At 60.7% G+C, this 18402-nt stretch carries 15 protein-coding genes; 2 read left to right on the forward strand and 13 right to left on the reverse strand.

What is annotated here, in order from left to right:
* Positions 1 to 16 precede the first annotated feature (16 nt).
* Positions 17 to 4645 carry an EAL domain-containing protein gene (locus ACP4CD_RS12850; RefSeq protein WP_426991201.1) on the forward strand — a complete coding sequence of 1543 codons (4629 nt, stop codon included), beginning with the start codon at positions 17 to 19 and terminating at the stop codon, positions 4643 to 4645.
* 6 nt (positions 4646 to 4651) lie between these two features.
* Here the strand turns inward: ACP4CD_RS12850 and ACP4CD_RS12855 are convergent, their stop codons facing one another.
* From ACP4CD_RS12855 to ACP4CD_RS12900, 10 genes are all read right to left on the reverse strand, one after another.
* Entirely contained in the window at positions 4652 to 6115 is a 1464-nt protein-coding gene (locus tag ACP4CD_RS12855) for a cobyric acid synthase (protein ID WP_426991202.1), read from the reverse strand.
* Complete coding sequence (gene bluB / locus ACP4CD_RS12860; protein ID WP_426991203.1) at positions 6105 to 6782, reverse strand: 5,6-dimethylbenzimidazole synthase; 678 nt, start codon at positions 6780 to 6782, stop codon at positions 6105 to 6107. Before bluB ends, ACP4CD_RS12855 begins: the two co-directional genes overlap by 11 nt.
* A gap of 8 nt (positions 6783 to 6790) precedes the next feature.
* The gene (locus ACP4CD_RS12865) at positions 6791 to 7507 is read right to left on the reverse strand and encodes an adenosylcobinamide-GDP ribazoletransferase (protein ID WP_426991204.1); all 717 of its coding nucleotides are present in this window, start codon (positions 7505 to 7507) and stop codon (positions 6791 to 6793) included.
* 2 nt (positions 7508 to 7509) lie between these two features.
* Positions 7510 to 7962: a TM2 domain-containing protein gene (locus tag ACP4CD_RS12870; protein ID WP_231883562.1), complete on the reverse strand. Its 453-nt coding sequence runs from the start codon at positions 7960 to 7962 to the stop codon at positions 7510 to 7512.
* Between the two features lie 142 nt (positions 7963 to 8104).
* Positions 8105 to 9145, reverse strand: a complete 1041-nt coding sequence (gene cobT / locus ACP4CD_RS12875) for a nicotinate-nucleotide--dimethylbenzimidazole phosphoribosyltransferase (RefSeq protein WP_426991205.1) — start codon at positions 9143 to 9145, stop codon at positions 8105 to 8107.
* Between the two features lie 2 nt (positions 9146 to 9147).
* The gene (cobU, locus tag ACP4CD_RS12880) at positions 9148 to 9672 is read right to left on the reverse strand and encodes a bifunctional adenosylcobinamide kinase/adenosylcobinamide-phosphate guanylyltransferase (protein WP_426991206.1); all 525 of its coding nucleotides are present in this window, start codon (positions 9670 to 9672) and stop codon (positions 9148 to 9150) included.
* Positions 9665 to 10108, reverse strand: a complete 444-nt coding sequence (locus ACP4CD_RS12885; protein ID WP_426991207.1) for a universal stress protein — start codon at positions 10106 to 10108, stop codon at positions 9665 to 9667. Before ACP4CD_RS12885 ends, cobU begins: the two co-directional genes overlap by 8 nt.
* A 9-nt stretch (positions 10109 to 10117) precedes the next feature.
* On the reverse strand, positions 10118 to 10627 hold the full coding sequence (locus ACP4CD_RS12890; RefSeq protein ID WP_064025557.1) for a hypothetical protein: 510 nt from the start codon (positions 10625 to 10627) through the stop codon (positions 10118 to 10120).
* Positions 10628 to 10754: 127 nt separating this feature from the next.
* Positions 10755 to 12644, reverse strand: coding sequence for an ATP-binding cassette domain-containing protein (locus tag ACP4CD_RS12895; RefSeq protein WP_313729001.1), 1890 nt, complete (start codon positions 12642 to 12644; stop codon positions 10755 to 10757).
* Positions 12645 to 12804: 160 nt separating this feature from the next.
* Positions 12805 to 13101: a hypothetical protein gene (locus tag ACP4CD_RS12900; protein ID WP_064025540.1), complete on the reverse strand. Its 297-nt coding sequence runs from the start codon at positions 13099 to 13101 to the stop codon at positions 12805 to 12807.
* A gap of 257 nt (positions 13102 to 13358) precedes the next feature.
* Between ACP4CD_RS12900 and ACP4CD_RS12905 the strand changes: the two genes are divergently transcribed.
* Complete coding sequence (locus tag ACP4CD_RS12905; protein WP_064025542.1) at positions 13359 to 13625, forward strand: hypothetical protein; 267 nt, start codon at positions 13359 to 13361, stop codon at positions 13623 to 13625.
* A 105-nt stretch (positions 13626 to 13730) separates the two neighbouring features.
* Here the strand turns inward: ACP4CD_RS12905 and ACP4CD_RS12910 are convergent, their stop codons facing one another.
* From ACP4CD_RS12910 to ACP4CD_RS12920, 3 genes are all read right to left on the reverse strand, one after another.
* Positions 13731 to 14225, reverse strand: a complete 495-nt coding sequence (locus tag ACP4CD_RS12910; protein WP_426991208.1) for a hypothetical protein — start codon at positions 14223 to 14225, stop codon at positions 13731 to 13733.
* A 201-nt stretch (positions 14226 to 14426) separates the two neighbouring features.
* Complete coding sequence (locus ACP4CD_RS12915; protein WP_426991209.1) at positions 14427 to 15344, reverse strand: hypothetical protein; 918 nt, start codon at positions 15342 to 15344, stop codon at positions 14427 to 14429.
* Positions 15345 to 15917: 573 nt separating this feature from the next.
* A complete protein-coding gene (locus ACP4CD_RS12920) occupies positions 15918 to 18392 on the reverse strand; it encodes a two-component system response regulator (protein WP_426991210.1) in 2475 nt (824 codons plus the stop codon).
* Positions 18393 to 18402: the final 10 nt, after the last annotated feature.

The following is an 18402-nucleotide window of genomic DNA, read 5'->3' on the forward strand; positions in this document are numbered from 1 at the left end:
GCGCGTAGCGGCAATCATGATAATCACCCGTTCCCGGCTGGCGGCAGTCTTCGTTCTACTGCTTCCTTACTTGGTCGCTGCCGCCGACCCGTCACCGGAAAACGTCGTTCTGCAACTCAAATGGTTCCACCAGTTCCAATTCGCCGGCTATTACGCGGCGGTGGAACAAGGCTATTACGCCGAGGAAGGCTTGCAGGTCGAAGTTCGCGAGCGCTCGCCAAACCAGGATTACATTCGGCAAGTCGCCGACGGCGCGGCCGATTACGGTATCGGCGACTCCGGCATCGTCGCCGACTATGCCAACGGCAAGCCCATCGTCGCCCTGGCCGCCATCTTTCAGCACGACGCGCTGGTGCTGTTCAGCAAACAAGCGTCCGGCATCATCAGTCCTTACGAGATGGCCGGCAAGCGCATCATGTACGACGTGGTCGGCGAAAACAACGCGCCGGTGCGGGCGCTGCTGTCGGAAGCCAATCTCAACGAGAGCCATTACGTCAAAGTCCCGGAAAGCTTCGACGACGCGGATTTGATCCAGGACCGGGTCGACGTGATGTCCGGCTATATCACCGATCGCCCTTACACCCTGCAGAAAGCCGGCATCAGCTTCAACATCATCAATCCGCAAAACTACGGCGTCGATTTCTACGGCGACCTACTGTTCACCAGCCAAACCGAATTGGCTCGCCACCCCGGTCGTGCCGAACGCTTTCGCCGCGCCAGCCTGAAAGGTTGGCAATACGCCTTGGATCATCCGGACGAAATCATCCGACTGATCCGCTCGAAATACCGCAACGACTTGAGCGAAGCGCAGTTGCGCTTCGAAGCCACCGAAACCCGCAAGTTGATCCTACCGGACAAGATCCCGCTCGGCCAGATCGAAACCGGCCGGCTGCGGCGCGTCGCCGAAATCTACGCCAGCCTGAATCTGGCCAAGCCGCTAAACGACGCCCAATTGGACGGTTTTGTATACGGCGGCGGCAACCAATCCAGCGGGCCGCAACTTTCCGCCGAAGAACGTCAATGGTTGCAGACCCATCGCCAGATCCGGCTGGGGATAGACCCTAACTTTGCCCCTTACGAGTCGATAGACGCCCAAGGCCAATACATCGGCATCGCGCCGGATTTCCTTCGTCTGGTGAGCCGCCTGCTGAATGTCGAATTCGTACCGGTTCGCGACAAAACCTGGCACGAAACCCTGGAAATGGCGCAACGCGGCGAATTGGACATGATCGCCGCCGCGGTCAAAACCCCCGAACGCGAGCACTACCTGAGTTTTACCCAAGCCTATATTTCGACGCCGACCGTCATCATCGCGCCGGAAAGCAGCGGCTACATTGGGTCGTTACAAATGCTGGCGGGCCAACGCGTCGCCGTCGAAAAAGGCTATTTCGTCCAGGAATTGCTGCGTCGCGACCACCCGACGCTGCAGCAACTGGAAGCCGCGTCGGTCGGCGAAGCGCTGAACCTGGTCACGGAAGGCAAGGCCGACGTGTATATCGGCGACGCCGCCTCGGCCAGCCACGCTCTCGGCCGCGCCGGCCTGCTGAATTTGCGCATCGCCGGCCAAGCCGGCTACCTGAGCGAAAGCCGAATGGCGGTAAGCAAGACCAACCCGGAATTGCTGTCGGCTCTGGAAAAAGCCTTGACCACCATCAGCCACGCCGAACACGACGCCATCGTCAACCGCTGGCTGGGCCTGAAAATCGAGCAAGGCATCCGCCCGGAAACTCTGTTCAAATGGGGCTTGCCGGCCATCCTGACCTTTGCCCTGGTCGGTTATTGGCTGTATCGGCTGAACCGCGAGGTCAAGGCTCGCAAGCGCAGCGAAGCCGAATTGGCGCTGCTCTACACCAACATGTCGCTCGGATTCGCGCTGCACCAAGTGATCCGCGATGCCGCCGGCAAGATCGTCGATTACCGCTATCTCGACATCAACCCGGCCTTCGAACGCATGACCGGCATCGCCCGGCAAGAATGGCTGAACAAAACCGTCCGGCAACTGCTGCCGGACACCCACTGCCCGTGGATCGCCAGCTTCGACGACCTGGAAACCAGCGGCGAACCACGTCATTTCGAAAACCGCGTCGAGGAAATCGGCCGCTGGTACGCGATCGACAGCTACAAGGCCGACACCGACCGTTTCGTGGTACTGGTCCAGGACATCACCGAGCGCAAACAAACCGAACTGGCGCTGACGCAGAGCGAGGAACGTTTCCGGATGAGCCAGATCTACGGCGGCATCGGCATCTGGGAAGCGGAGTTGCTGACCGGCCGGCAGTTTTGGTCCGAGATCGTCACCGGCAGCCTGGGCTTTCCGAAAACCGCGCAACACAGTTGGGGCGATTTTTTGGCGGCGGTGCATGTCGAGGACCGGCCGGCGGTGCTGGCCGCGACTCGCGCCCACCTGGAAACCGGCGCGAAATACGATGTCGAGTACCGGATCGTGGACGCCGACGGTCAAAAACGCTGGATGCGCTCGGTCGGCCAGGCCGAACGCGACAGCGAGGGCAAACCGCTACGGATGCGCGGCATCGTCCACGACATCAGCGAACGCAAGGCGGCCGAGGAAAAGCAGCGCCTGTGGGCACGGGTGTTTTCCGACGCGCACGAAGGTATCGTCATCACCGATACCGAAGCCAATATTATCGATGTCAACGCCGCCTTCACCGCCATCACCGGCTACGACCGCGCCGAAGTGCTCGGCCTGAACCCACGCCTGCTGAAGTCGGACAAGCAGCCCGACGAGTTTTTCACCGAGATGTGGCAGGCGTTGACCGACAGCGGCCATTGGCAGGGCGAAATCTGGAACCGGCGCAAAAACGGCGACTGCTACGCCGAGCTACTGACGATTTCGGCGTTGCGCGACGACGCCGGCAAGATCGTCCATTACATCGGCCTGTTTTCCGACATTACCGATACCAAGCGCCAACAACAAGCATTGGAAGTATTGGCTCACTACGACGTTCTGACCCAGCTGCCCAACCGGGCGCTGTTCGGCGATCGCTTTGCTCAGGCCATCGCCCACAGCAAGCGCTCGGAATGCTTGCTGGCGGTCTGTTACCTGGATCTGGACGGCTTCAAACAGGTCAACGACGGCTACGGCCACGAGGCCGGCGACCAATTGCTGGTACAAGTCGCCAAGCGCATCCGTCAAAATCTGCGCGAGGGCGACACCGTGTGCCGATTGGGCGGCGACGAATTCGCGCTGCTGTTCGAAAACCTGCAATCGGTATCGCAATGCGAAGACACGTTAAAACGCATCCATCAAGCCGTGGCCGAACCCTTCGAGCTGGCGGCCGGTCCGGTCCGGATCGCCGCCAGCAGCGGCGTAACGATCTATCCGCTCGACCGCGAAGAACCCGACCTTCTGCTGCGCCACGCCGATCACGCGATGTATCAGGCTAAACTGGCCGGCCGCAACTGCTACCGCCTCTACGACGAACTTGCCGAGTTGCCGGAGCGGAAGTCGGCGCCGCCGAACCGGCTGGAACTGGCGTTGCGGGAAATCGGCGCCGCGCTCGAACAAGGTCAGTTCCGCCTGTATTACCAACCCAAAGTCAATCTGGCTAGCGGCGAAGTGGTCGGCGCCGAAGCGCTAATCCGCTGGCAACATCCGGAGCGGGGCTTGCTGGCACCGGCTGAATTCCTGCCCATCGTCGAAGGTCATCCGTTGGAAATCGACATCAGCAACTGGGTAATAAGAAGCGCCTTCGCCGAATTGCAGCGCTGGCAAGATACCGGTCTCAAACTGCAGATCAGTGTCAACGTCTCGCCACGCCATTTGCAATGGCCGCGATTCGTGCCGGAGTTGGAGCAATTGCTGGCGGCCCATCCGGGTATTTCGTCGCGGCAATTGGAACTGGAAGTGTTGGAAAGCAGCGTGCTCGACGACCTGATCTCGGTCGGCGAAGTCTTGAAGCAGTGCTATCACGACCTGGGCATACCCTGCGTGCTGGACGACTTCGGCACCGGCTATTCATCGCTGACCCATTTGCGGCACTTAACCATTAGCGCGGTCAAGATCGACCAAAGCTTTGTGCGCGGCATGATCGACGACCCGGACGACTTATCGATCGTCGAAAGCGTGATCGCCTTGGCCAGAGCCTTCAAGCGCGACGTAGTCGCCGAGGGCGTCGAAGACATTGAACACGGCGTGTTTCTGATCCATCTAGGCTGCCATTTGGCCCAAGGCTTCGGCATCGCCCGCCCCATGCCGGCTGCGGCACTGGCCGACTGGATCCGCGATTACCGCAACTACCCGGCCTGGACCGCCAGCGCGCGGAACCCGTTGCATCCCGGCCGCGTCCAGTTGTCGCTGCTGAAATTGCAGCAACAATATTGGTTGCGCCGTCTGGAAGCCTATCTGCGCGCGCCGGCCGACAACGGCGGCTATTGGCCGACCTTGATCCAGAAAAAATCGCACATGAACAAATGGCTGGAACGCTTGGAACTGGAAACCAGCGCCGACCGCCGTTTGCTGGGCAAACTGGCGCAAGCCCAAGCCCGTCAAACCTTGCTGGCCGAACAAGTGTTGCGGGAACACCAACAGGGACGGCCCGCGCTGACCGGCGAGACCTACCAGCGCTTGCTAAGCGCCAATCTGGATATCATCCAGCTCTTGGAACAACTGGAGCTTTACATCTAAGCGGACTCAGCCGAACTCGCGCAAGCCCTCGGCCAGTTTGGCGAAATCGAAATGCTCGGCCAGACAATTGGCCAGGCTGTCGATACCCGCCTCGCGCAAGGCCGCCAAATCCACCGCGCCGGCGTCGGCGTAACCGGCCCAGGCGAGTAAGGCATCGGCCGCCGCCGGCAAATCGAACAAGCCGTGCAAATAAGTACCGGCCACCTGGCCGTCGACCGACACGGCACCGTCCGGGCCGGCCGCCAATTCCAACAGCGGCCGCGCCAAGCCCGGTCCGCGACTGACGCCCATATGAATTTCATAGCCCGCCACGGCTGTTTCTGTGCCGGCCAGTCGGCCGCCGGTTTGGCGCAGGCATTTGTCCGGCGCCAGCTCGGTCTCGATGTCCAACAGGCCCAGACCGGCCACGCTACCCGGCTCGCCCTCAATGCCGCGCGGGTCGTGTATTGCCCGGCCCAGCATTTGAAAACCGCCGCAAATACCCAGCAGTTTGCCGCCATAGCGCAAATGGCGTTGGATGAAGGTATCCCAGCCCATCGCCCGCAAACGCGCCAAATCGCGGCGCACCACCTTACTGCCCGGCAACACCACCAAATCGGCGCCGCCGATCCGCTCGGGCGATTTGGCGAAACGCACCCGCACGCCGGGATGCAGTTGTAACGGATCGAAGTCGGTATGGTTGCTGAAGCTGGGCAGATGCGGCACGACGATGTCGAACGGTCGTGCGCCGTCGCTGCGGCCATGCCGGCTGGACAAGGCGTCCTCGGCCTCCAGGAACAGATCGGACAAATACGGCAACACCGCCAGTACCGGCTTGCCGGTTTCGGCTTCCAGCCAGTCCAAGCCGGGTTGCAGCAGCCCGATGTCGCCGCGAAACCGGTTGATCACGAAGCCGATGACTCGCCGCCGCTCGCTTTCGCTCAACAGCGCCAAAGTACCGACAATGTGGGCGAACACCCCGCCGCGATCGATGTCGGCGATCAAGATGACCGGACAGTCGACCGCTTCGGCGAAACCCATATTGGCGATATCGCCGGCCCGCAAATTGATTTCGGCCGGACTGCCGGCACCTTCGACGATCACCGCTTGATATTGTCCGGTCAAACGCCGCCAGGAGGCCAACACCGCCTGCATCACCACCGTCTTGTAATCGTGATATTGCGCGGCGGACTGGTTGGCCAGTACCCGGCCGTGAATGATGACCTGAGCGCCGGTATCGGAATGGGGCTTCAGCAGCACCGGATTCATGTCGCTATGCGGCGGCAAGCCGCACGCGGCGGCCTGCACCGCCTGGGCGCGGCCGATTTCGCCGCCGTCCACCGTCACCGCGCTGTTCAAGGCCATATTTTGCGGCTTGAACGGCGCCACCGCCACGCCCTGGCGCCGGTAGTAACGGCACAGCGCCGTCACCAGCGTGCTCTTACCGGCATCGGAAGTGGTGCCTTGCACCATCAAGGCTTTAGGGATCATCTTGCCAAGCGTTTTCCCAGACCAACGCCGACAAGGCTTGCGGCGTCGCCCAGTTTTCCAGTTCCAACATCGGCTTGGGGTAAAACTCGGCGACGTGGCCCAAACACAAAATCGCGATCGGCTTGGCGCCGGCCGGCATATTCAGCAAGGCCGCCAACGCCGCCGGATCGAACAGCGACACCCAGCCCATGCCGAGGCCTTCGGCGCGGGCCGCCAACCACAGGTTTTGTATCGCGCAGGCCGCCGACGCCACATCCATTTCCGGCAGGGTGCGCCGGCCGAAGATATGCCCCTCGCGCCGATCCGGCAAGGCCACCACCAGCAATTCGCCGCAATCGAGGATACCCTCCACCTTCAAACGCATGAATTCATCGCGGCGTTCGGCCAACGCCTCGGCGGTGGCGACGCGTTCTTGTTCGACCAGGTCGTGAAGACGCTTCCGCAATGTGGAATCGGTGATGCGAATAAAGCGCCAGGGTTGCATCAGACCGACGCTGCCGGCTTGATGCGCGGCTTGCAGCAAGCGGGCCAGTAAGGCCGGATCGACCGGATCGGACAGAAAATGGCGCATATCGCGACGCTCGGCGATCACCCGATAAACGCCGGCAATTTCGGCCGCACTGAAAGCCGAAGCCGCGCCGGTTTCGCCGGATTCACTAATCGGCACGGGCCGATTCACAAGGCCACCGCCAGCAATACCGTCGTTTCGACCAATTCGACGGCGGCGCCGTACACGTCGCCGGTCACGCCGCCCAAACGGGCCAGCGCCGCGCGCCGCAGCCACCACAGCACCAGACCGGCCGCGAGCAGCGGCAGCCAGCCCGACAGGCCCAACGCCAACAACAGCGCCGCGCCGACGGTCCAGCGCATCGCCCGGAAATCGGCATGCGCCAGCCAGGTCGCCGCCAACCCGGCTGGGCTGACGTAGTCGGCGGTCAACATGAGCAGCAAAATCGCCGTGCGCCCCAGCAACGGCGCGGTCCATAGCGGTGACGGATCATGCCGTTCCAACAGCGCCGTCAGCGCCGCCCATTTCAGCAACAGGATTAACACCAGCAAACAGACCGCCACCGGCCCGGCGGCCGGATCTTTCATAATGCGCAAACTGCGTTCGCGGTCGCCGTGGCCGCCGACCCAGGCATCCGCGCAATCGGCCAAACCGTCCAAATGCAGCGCGCCAGTCGCCAGTACCCACGCCGTCAACAAGATGCCCGCCAGCAAGTAAGTCGGCGTTCCGGTCAACCAGGCCGCCAACCCGCTCAGCAAGCCGCCCAGCAGCAAACCGACCAACGGATAGCAAAGCAAGGATCGGCCGGCCGTCGGTCCGTCGAACCCAACCGCCGGGACCGGAAACCGGGTCAGAAATTGCCAGGCCAGCCAGAACGCTCGCACGGTTATTTCAGGTGTCTGCCCTTGGCGTCTTTGAAAATGTGTCCGGTCAGGATCAGCACGCCCTCGATGAAGCCCCACATCACGCCGTAACCGCCGGTTGCCAAGGTCACCAGAATCTGTACGATGCCTATCGTGTAAAAGCCCAAATAGATGCGGTGCAAGCCGACCGCGCCCAGCGAGATACCCAACAAACCGGCCACTATCCGGCTTTTCACCGGTTGGGATTCCATCAGATAGGCACCGACCAGACTGACTTCGGTGACTTTGTCGTCCTCGAAATCGAAATCCACGTCGTCGCCGGACTTGGGCGGCGCGTCGGATTGCCATTGCTCGATATGAAACTCGTAAAATTGGTCTTTGGCTTTGATAACGCCGGTTTGGCAATCGGCGTCGTAACTCTCTATATGTCCTAGCATGTCGTTAACCCGGTTCTCGCCGCCTCGAATACGCCGCATCGGGCTCTCGGGCGGGTTTATTCTTATGAAGCAGGTCGGAGTCCGACCCGGTAGCCGAAAACGCCGGATCAGCCCTGGCGTTTTCGGCCGCTCATGATACGGGAAACGCCGCCCGGCCGCCACGGCTGGCGTTCCGCCGCCATCAAGCGGTACTGACTCCGGCCTGGGCGAAGGTCGCCATCTCGTTGTGCAAGCGGCAAGCCATTTGCAACACCGGTATCGCCATCAACGCCCCGCTGGCTTCGCCCAGCCGCAAATCCAACGCCAGCAAGGGCCTGGCGTGTAGCGCTTCCAACACCAGAACGTGACCTTTTTCGGCCGAACGGTGGCCGAAGAACAACCAATCGGCGCAGCCCGGACAAACCGCGGCGGCCAGCAAGGCCGCAACACTGCAAATGAAGCCATCGACGACAACCGGCAGACCCAGCTGGGCGGCGGCCAAATAGGCACCGGTCAGCGCGGCGATTTCGAAACCGCCCAGGATTTGCAACATCGCTAGCGGCGAGTTCAAGGCCTCGCGGTGCAAGGCCAAGGCCTGCTCGATGACCGCCGCCTTCCTGTCGATCTGCCCAGGGCTCAGACCGGTACCGGCGCCGGTTAAATCGGCGGCCGGCAAACCCAGCCGGGCGGCGGCCAATGCGCTGGCACTGGCGGTATTGGCGATACCCATTTCGCCGCCGACGAACAATTCGGCGCCGGCAGCCAGCGCTCGCGCCACCGCGTCCCGGCCTGCGGACAACGCGACAGCAAGTTGTTCGGCATTCATTGCCGGCGCCGTCAAAAAGCTGGCCGTACCGGGGCCTGCGCGGCAATCGATGACGCCCGGCACGTCCACCGGCGCCACCAGACCGACATCGACGACTTCGAAGTCCGCGCCGAGGGCGCGAGCCAATACGTTGACTGCGGCGCCGCCGGCCGCGAAATTCTTGACCATTTCCTGGGTGACCACTTGCGGAAAGGCCGACACGCCCGCCTCGGCGATGCCGTGATCGGCGGCGAACACACTGATCCAGACCCGTTCGACGCTCGGCCGCTCCCGGCGCTGCAAAGCCGCCAAGCGCACGGCGCTTTCCTCCAGCACACCCAGCGATCCGGGCGGTTTGGTCAATTGCGCTTGCCGGGCGGCGGCGATCTCGAACAGCCGCCGGTCAGGCTGGGCCGGCGCTTGAAATATCCAATCCATGCTCACGCCGATTTCAGAACCAGCGGCAAACCGGCCGCCACCAGCGTCACCCGGTCGCAGATTTGGGCCAGACGTTGATGCAAAAAACCGGCCTCGTCCACGAAACGGCGGGTGGCGGGATCGGCGGCGACCACGCCGTAACCGACTTCGTTGCTGACCATCACCACCCGTCGCCGCACCGAGCTTAAGGTTTCGCATAGCGCGTCGCGGTGGCGGTAATAGTGATCGGCCCGCAAATTGCCGCGACTATCGAACAAGGCATTGCTGAGCCACAGCGTCAGGCAATCGACCAGAATGCAGCGATCGGCGGCGGCGGCCCGTAGCGTACCGGCCAGATCCAGCGGCTCCTCGACGGTCACCCAGCCGGCGGGACGATCTAGACGATGGCGGGCGATGCGCTCGCGCATCTCGGCGTCGCCGGCTTCGGCGGTAGCCACGTAGACCACCGGCAAGCCCGATTCGGCGGCCCGCGTTTCGGCATAGCGACTCTTGCCTGAACGCGCCCCGCCCAGCACCAATTCAATCATCCGCCAGCCTGACCGCCAGTACGTCGCATTTGGCGTGGTGCAACACGCCGTTGGCGGTAGAGCCGAGCAGCAAGGCCAAACCGTGCCGGCCATGCGAGCCGACCACGATCAAGTCGGCCTGGTTTTCCTCGGCAATCCGGACGATTTCCATTTTCGGGCTACCCATTTCCAGGTATTGGCGTTCGACCGGCACCCGCAGCTCCTCGCCAAGTTTAATCAAGCGCTGTTTGCAGGCTTCCATCAGCTCTTGGGTCAATTCGACATCGAACGGGATGATGGCGTCGGCGGCCGGATCGGAAATCGGCAAATTGTCGACGACGTGCACCAAGCTGAGCTTGGCATTGTTCTGCTCGGCAATTTGGCTAGCCTTGTGAACGACTTGGTCGTTGGCCTCGAAAAAATCGACTGCCAGTAATATGTGTTGGTAAATGGCCATGGCTCTCTCTTATTCTGCGGTGGGAAGTTCGGGAAACAGCAAGGACATCGCTTGCGACGAAATCAGTATATACAAAAGCGCCAACGCCAACCCGAACGGCAACGGCTTGTCCAGCGCGTGGCGATAGATGTTGCCGTTGATCAGCCAGTGCCAGGCCATCAGCAACAACATCGCGATATAGGCGAGTTGGTTGGCCTGGGTTTCCAAACTGGCCATCGCCGGAATCGCGAAGAAGGTGATCATTGCATCGCAGCCCAGCAACGCCGTCAGGGTTTGTGGAAAGCGGTTCGGATTGCCGGAAAAATACAGCAACGGATAGGTAAACCCAACGATCAACGCGGTTTGCAGCAATAACTGCAGCAGGGCGCCGGCGAAGCTGCTACCGATCAGCAAAATCAACAGATTGATCAGCGCGTAAGGCAGGAAGGCCAGCCGGGTTAGCCAGCGCGACGCCGGCACGTCTTGCGGCCCCTTGCGTAGCATGCAGATCTCGAAAAACAACAGCACTAGTTGGTACATGATGGCTCCGCTGAAATGAGTAGGTGCCGGCTCGCGCCGGCTTGGCAAGCTAAACTGCCGGGACATCGGCGGTCTGTCAAATCGCCGCCCGGACGTGGGCGGCCGCGTCCGGATCGGCCAACCCCGATTATTCGGCCTGCGCCAGAGTTTCCTCGGCGGTCAGCCAATCCAGTTCGGCCTGTTCCAGCGCGCTATCGACGTTCGCCTTTTGAGCCAACAACTGCTTGAGCCTTTCCTTGTTGTCGTCGCTGTAGATAGCCGGATCGGCCAGTTGTTCCTCCAGCTCGCGCTGCTGCTGGTGAAACTTCTCGACCGCCGCCTCGGCTTTCTTGACCGCGTCCAGCAACGGTTTCAAACGCTGCCGGCGTTCGGCATCCTGTTTGCGTTGATCCTTACGGGACACGCCGCTCGCCGCTTCCACCACCCCGGCCGGTTCGTCGCCGGCCTTTTTTTGTTCGGCCAACCATTGCTTGTAATCGTCCAGATCGCCGTCGAAGGGTTGGACTTGCCCTCCGGCCACCAGCAGCAAGGTGTCGGTGACCGAGCGCAGCAAATGCCGGTCGTGCGATACCACCAGCAACGCGCCTTGGTATTCCTGCAAGGCCACGCTCAAGGCATGACGCATCTCCAAATCCAGATGGTTGGTCGGCTCGTCGAGCAACAGCAAATTCGGGTTTTGATAAACCAGCATCGCCAACACCAGCCGGGCTTTTTCGCCGCCGGAAAACGGCTCGACCGGATCGTTGACCTTGTCGCCGCGAAAATCGAAACCGCCCAGAAAATTGCGCAAATCCTTCTCGGTGGCTTGCTTGTCGAGCTGTTGCAGATGCCACAGCGGGCTTTCCTCCAGCCGCAGCAACTCCAGTTGATGCTGGGCGAAGTAGCCGATATTCAAGTCCTGAGCGTTCCGCAACTTGCCGCTCAAGGCCGGCATTTGTCCGGATAGCACCTTGATCAGACTGGACTTGCCGGCGCCGTTGGGTCCCAGCAAGCCAATGCGATCGCCGGGCGTGATGGTCAGGCTGGCGTTTTTGACGATGACTTTGTCGCCGTAGCCGATGTCCGCGTGTTCCAGTTGCAGCAGCGGATTGGGCATTTTTTTCGGCGGCGGAAAGCTGAAACCGAACGGCGAATCGACGTGGGCCTGGGCGATCAATTCCATGCGTTCCAGGGCCTTGATCCGGCTCTGCGCCTGACGGGCCTTGGTCGCCTGGGCCTTGAAGCGATCGACGAAGCTTTGCATGTGCGCGATTTCGCGCTGCTGTTTTTCGTAGGCCGATTGCTGCTGGGCCAGCTTTTCGGCGCGCATGCGTTCGAACGCCGAATAGTTGCCGGTGTAGATCTCAGCCTGGTTTTGTTCGATATGGACGATGTGGTCGGTAATGGTGTCGAGAAAATCGCGGTCGTGCGAAATCAACAGCAAGGTGCCGGGATATTTGACCAGCCAGTCCTGCAAATACATCACCGCGTCCAAATCCAGGTGGTTGGTCGGTTCGTCGAGCAGCAATACGTCGGACCGGCACATCAAGGCTTGAGCCAGATTCAAGCGCATCCGCCAACCGCCGGAGAACGAACTGACCGGCCGGCTTTCCTGTTCGGTGCTGAATCCCAGACCGTTCAGCAAGCGCGAGGCGCGGGCCTGGGCGGTGTAGCCGCCGACGTGGTCCAGCGCGACGTGCAATTCGGCCAACTTGATGCCGTCGTGATCGGCCTCGGCCGCCGCCAATTGTTGCTGCAAGGCACGCAGTTCGCGGTCGCCGTCCAACACGTAATCGATCGCCGAACTGGACAGCGCCGGAGTCTCCTGAGCCACGTGGGCAATCTCCAGATTCGGCGGCATCGAAAATTCGCCCTCGTCGGCGTGAAGTTCGTTGCGTAACAGCGCGAACAAGCTGGATTTGCCGGCGCCGTTGGCGCCAGTCAGGCCGATCTTTTGGCCCTTGTGTATCGTGAAGGACGCGCCGCTGAACAACAAGCGGTTGCCGCGGCGGATCGCGATGTTTTTGAAATTGAGCATGATGGTGGCGATAGCAGTCGGCCTGGCCCCATGCCAAACCTGGGCGGGGATTTTAGCGCGGGACGGCCGCCAGGGTGTGGGCGATTTTAGGATAGCCCGGATGCCGTGCAGAGGAGACGCTAGAGTGAAGCTCCCCGCCTGATAACCGGCGGATTCGGGCTCAGCCGGCTAAACGGTAATCCCGCCAGCTCTGCTCGGCCCGAGACTTTGCGACCGCAGGCCGACGCAAACAGGGTATGCGTTTGTGACCGGCGAGGCGGATGCACTCGTAGCCGCGCTGCCGATGGCAGCAGGCGCAACGGTTCAAGCGACGCAGATAGCGCCCGTAGGCGCGCTCCGTCGCCTGCTCGAAACGCCGCAACGCGCCGCCGGTTTGCGGGTAAGGTAGCCAAACTTGCGATACCGCCAATCGGGCATACAGACGGCGGGCTTGATCGATCAGCAGGTCGTTGTCCATTTGTCCTCCCCGGTCTCCCAGGATTACGGAACCGGCGCGCCGCTTGCCAGACCCGGACGAATCGACGACGACTCGGCCGGCCGCATTGGTGAACCGTCCGCGTACATTGAACCCCAACGTCGGGCCGGACGGTTTGATCTCGATCAAGCCGAGCCCTACCGGCCGCGCGTGCGTTCCAAGCCAGCGAATCGGCTTAACGGTTAAACTTTCCCGCTAATTGGCGGTCGCACGGTCTCAACCAAAACGGGAGATAGACCATGTCATTAAGCCAAGATTTCGATCATTTGCTGGAAAAACTCAATACGGAACGGGAGAGCTTACAACTTAAACTGCATCTGGCGTCGATGGATGCCAAGGACGAATTCGCCGAAGCCGAACAACTTTGGCAGCAGTTCAAGTCCAAGGCCTCCGAAATCGCCGACGAGTCGATAGAAACATCCGAAGATTACATCGCCAAGGCACAAGTGGTCGGAGAGGAATTGAAAGCGGCGTATCAGCGCATCAGCCAGCGTTTGACCGAATAGCACCCGAAGCCGGTGCTTGCCAAGCAAGCACCGAACCGGGGACGCGGGCGCATGGGACGACTCGCGGCCGTCCGCCCGGAGCGGGGACGGAAGAGAAGAAAAGCGTTAAACCGGCTTGCGCCGTCCGGCGTACAGCAGCCCCATCACGGCGGAACACATCGTCCACGCCGCCGCCGGCAACGGCACCGAAACGCCGCCAAGATCCGGAATAGGCGCGACATTCGCCGCCGGCACTTTACGGCGAGGCCCGTCGGTTAGCGCCAACAAAAACACATTATCCAGCCAGATTTGCGCGGCGCTTTCGCCGCCAAGATCGGCATTCGTCAAACGTTCGCCCCGAAACCGATAGACTCCGGACGAAACGCCGCTCGGATGGGCAAGCTCCAAGCGCCGCGCGCCAACCGCGCTGGGAGTAGCCGGCCGTTGCAAGGCGGCACCGCTTTCGGCTAACAAACTCCTCCGCTCGAAATCGTACTGATCGAACAGCCTATCCGAAATCTGAAAATGATGAATTTGGTCGGTCGGTAGCCGGTTATTGGCCTGGGGGGTATCGGTGGCCAGTAGCCAGCCGATTAAAACAACGGTCCCGAATCTGACCATACTGTCTCCAAAAATTAAAATCACGTCCTTGTGCGACCCACATCCTGTCTTGTGCGTTACCAACCCAAGCCGCCGGCGACGCAGCCTGGCCCGGTAACGCACGTGAAACAGAATACGCAATCCGCATGAAGACCTTCTGGAGAGAGAATTAAAAAACGGTGAAAACCGGATTAAAGTTTGCCGACTGAATCCGCCGCCGAATCACGCGGGGCGGCGACGGCGGTACGCCAAAAATCCAACCACCCCAACCGCCGCCGCGCCGAGCAAAGGCAGGATCAGACCGGAATCGGCCACCGCGCCGCCGGCGGTATCGTTCGGGTATTTGAATTTGACCAGCACGCCGAGTTGCGGATCGGTGATGTTGATCGCAATCGCCTTGGCGCCGAGATTGGTCCATTGCACCTCGCTGCCGTCGAAAGGCTTGTTGTTGCGAGTATCCTTGTTGACGATGTGCGGAAACAGCGGCGTAACTCCGAGCTGACTGCCAGCCAATTGCCGGGCCAGTTCTTGTTCCAATTCGGCCGTGGTCTTACCGTCGGTCTTGAGCGTCACCGGCCGCTGGCCGTCGATTACGATTTCGATTTCGCCGTGCGAACCGCTTTGGTTCTTCTTGGAGGTAAAACCCTCCAAATACTCAACGTCGGCCGCATATACCAAATCGACCGCCACCCGGACGCCGGCGGCGCCGAACGCCCGGTCACCCAAGGCATAACGCATTTTTTGGTTGGTGTAATCCCTGACGATGATATTGGTCAGCGCGTAGCCGGCTCGATTGGCAATCGCCAATTCAGGCTGACCCTCAGGCTGGTTGACGGTCATCCCGCGCCAATTGGGGTCGAGCTGTATCATGCCGTCCTTGATCGCGGTCAGCAGCTTTTTGGTCACCGCGGTCGGCGCCGCGCCTTCGAACTTGGCCGGATTCAAAAAGCTCAGTCCGGTGGCGCGATAAAGTTCACCGTCGTCGATACGCCATTCCGCCGTATACGAAAACAGCGCATCGCCGGCCTTGGTCGGCATGTCGTTAAAAATATGCAAGCGGTCCTGCCCGGCCGGCGTCGCGGCAAGCGCGGCGGCGGGCAGCAGGAGAGCGGCGAGAGCAAGCTTTAAGGATGATGTCATAACGAGTGATGGTTTCCGGTAAAAACGGCCACGTTAACACACCGCCTTCCGCTCGGAAAATCTTGTCGTATCGATTCGACTTTGCCTATCGATGTCGTGGGCTGGATCGGACACGGCGACCGCCTATCCCGGCTCACGGCAATGCCGTTACTCTGAAAGTCGCCGGACGCCGCCACCCAATTCGGTGGCAGAGCGCCTTCAATCGCGGCTAAAGCCACCCCTACGCCACTACCTTTCATTTGCTGGGCGATGCAGCGGTTTCATGATCGTTAAGCCTAAAAAGGGCAGTTGGCGTGTATTGCGGGCCGTTCGTGCTGAGCAATGTCGAAGCATGGACGGCTCGCAATACACTCACCAAACGGGTGAATGAAAAGTCCCGCGCGCCCTTCGACAAGCTCAGGACGAACGGGATTTTTCATCGCCAAACTGCTCTTTTTAGGTTAAGTCGAGTCGTTCGTGGTGAGCCCTACGACTGCGCTCAGGAGAGCCCTGTCGAACCATGAACGGCTTAACCATTCGCCCTTCGACAGGCTCAGGGCGAACGGTCAAACCTTAACCTAACGACATTACGGCTTAAGGCAAGTGGCTCCTGAGCCCGGCGCCGACGAAGGCCAGCGAGAATTGTTCGGCGCTGACCGGCCGGCTGAACAGATAACCTTGTAGCGAATCGCAGCCTTGCGCCGTTAAAAAGGCCAGTTGCTCGGCGGTCTCCACACCCTCGACCACCACCGACAGCCTTAGCTCGTGGGCCAGCGCGACGATCGCCCTGACCAGGGTTTTGCTGCTACCGTCGTCGGCCAGACCGATGACGAAGGAGCGATCGATTTTGACGCTCTGCACCGGAAACCGGTACAGATAGGTCAGATTGGAATAACCGGTACCGAAATCGTCTATGCTCAGCCGCACGCCCAAGGCCTGGAACTGGCGCAGTACCTGTAACGTGCTTTCCGGGTTTTGCATCACCGCCGACTCGGTGATTTCCAATTCCAGCGCGTTAGGATTCAACCCGGTTTCGCTCAGAATATCCCTCACCGTTTGAAACAAATTCGCTTCCAAAAACTGGCGCGCCGAGACATTGACCGCCACGCTGGCGAACGGTCCGCCGTTTTCGATCCAAGCCTTGGCCTGCAAACAGGCTTCGCGCAATACCCAAGCCCCGACTTGCACGATCAGCCCGGTTTCCTCGGCGACGGTAATAAAGCGGTCCGGATAAACCAGTCCCCATTCCGGGTGCTGCCAGCGTACCAAGGCTTCCGCACCGGTCGCCAGACCGCTGACGCTGTCTATCTGCACTTGAAAGTGCAGGCGCAATTCCCGCTCGGCCAGCGCGCGCCGCAAGCCGCGTTCGACGGTCATCCGTTCCAGCGAGCGCTCCGTCATCGCCAGCGTATAAAATTGATAGTTGTTCTTGCCGCGCTCCTTGGCCAGATACATCGCGGTGTCGGCGTTCATCAGCAGGGTGTGGCTGTCTTTACCGTCGTCGGGAAACACGCTGATGCCGACGCTGGCGGTGACCACCAGATCGTTGCCTTCCAACGTAAACGGTTGAGTGAGGATATCGATGGTCTTCTGGGCGATGCGCGCCACGTCGTCGCTGTGAGTGATGTCGTTCAGCAATACGATAAATTCGTCGCCGCCCAAGCGGGCCAGTACGTCGTTGCCGCGCACGGTACTTTTCAAGCGATCGCTGGTCGCTTGCAGCAACAAGTCGCCCAAGCGGTGGCCCAAGGTGTCGTTAATCAATTTGAAGCGATCCAAATCCAGAAACATCAAAGCCAGCTTGCTGCCGTGCCGGCGCGCGGCCGACAGCGCTTGAGTGAGCCGGGCATGAAATTGATCGCGATTGAGCAGCCCGGTCAGCGGATCGTGATTGGCCAAGTAAATCAGTTGCTGTTCGGCGTATTTGCGGTTGCTGATATTCTGGACCTGCACGATGAAATATTGCGGCACGCCGTCCGGACCGCGCACCAGCGAAGCGCTCAACAGCGTCCAAACCCGCTTGCCGGCGGTTTTGTGCAAGCATTGCAATTCGATTTGAAAAGTGGGCCGTTCGTCGGCCAACAATTGATGCAAGCATTGATCGAGCAAGGGATGCTCGCCTTCCGGCAGCAACATCCGCAGACTGCCGCTCAACAACTCCGCCCGGCCGTAACCGAAGGTGTCGCACAACGCGTTGTTGACTTGCAGAAAAGCGCCGTCCAACGCCACCAAGGCCATGCCGATCGCGGCCATCTCGAACGAGCTGTGAAAGCGCTCTTCGCTTTCCCGCAGTAAATTTTCCATTTCCCGGCGGGCGGTGATGTCGCGAAACACCATGACCGCGCCGAACAAGGTGCCGTCGTCGTCGATGATGGGCGCGGCGCCGTCGTCCACCGGAAACTCGGTTCCCTGCGGATTGACCAGTATCGTGGCACGCTCCAGCGCTGTGACCTCCAGACTTTTCAGGGTGCTGATAATCGGATTTTCAAGCACGCCCCGGTCCGCTTCGGAAACCAGTGTCATCAGCTCCTCGATTCGGCGCCCTTTGGCCTGCTCCAAACTTTGGCCGGTCGCGTCCTCTGCCACCGGGTTCATAAACCGGACCCTACTGTCGGTATCGGTGGCGATGACGGCATCGCTAATGCAGCGTAGGGTTTTACCGAACCACTGCTCGCTCTCCTTAAGTTTGCGTTCCAATTGGTGCTTGTACAAAGCCACTTCGATGGAAGCATGCAGTTCGTCCGGCCGGAACGGCTTGATCAAATAGCCGTAGGCGCCGGTGGCTTTCGCCCGCGCCAATGTCGTGGAATCGCTGTAAGCCGTCAGAAAAATCACCGGAATCCGCAACGATTCGACAATAGCTTGCGCGGCGCTAATGCCATCCATCTCGCCCTTCAACACGATGTCCATCATTACCAAGTCCGGCTTATGCTGGTTGGCCAACGTGATCGCCTGGCCGCCGGAAAACGCCGTCGCCACCACTTGGTAACCGAAACCTTCCAACTGTCTGCGGATATCCATCGCGATGATGCCTTCGTCTTCGACAATCAGGATTTTGCTGGCTTGCATCGTCGCCCCC

Source organism: Methylomonas stagni (assembly GCF_050154735.1).
Classification (GTDB): domain Bacteria; phylum Pseudomonadota; class Gammaproteobacteria; order Methylococcales; family Methylomonadaceae; genus Methylomonas; species Methylomonas koyamae_A.